1 protein-coding gene is annotated in these 234 nt (G+C 59.8%); it reads right to left on the reverse strand.

Going from position 1 to position 234, the window contains the following annotated elements; translation table 11 throughout:
- Positions 1 to 73 precede the first annotated feature (73 nt).
- Positions 74 to 187 (reverse strand): IS66 family transposase, encoded by a 114-nt coding sequence (locus tag AC5ZGW_RS47995; protein WP_474419740.1) that lies wholly within the window; start codon positions 185 to 187, stop codon positions 74 to 76.
- Positions 188 to 234: the final 47 nt, after the last annotated feature.

Genomic DNA, 234 nt, shown 5'->3' on the forward strand with positions numbered 1-234 from the left:
CAATCACCCCGATCGGGCAATCCAAAGCATTCCGCGCAAGTCAAGGCCGGGCACGGCGATCCTCTCGTGACGCTCACAAATGATACTGATCCGGTCGCAGCTTCTCGGACTTCGCACCGAACTTCTCGCGTCGCAATTCGCCGAGAATGACCTCCAGCCGACGCCGCCAGTGCCCCCTGATGCTCACTCAAGGCCGTCTGCGTTTGCGCCAAAAGCGCCTTCAAGCGTTCGTTT

The sequence above is a fragment of the Bradyrhizobium sp. Crot121 genome, from assembly GCF_059512385.1.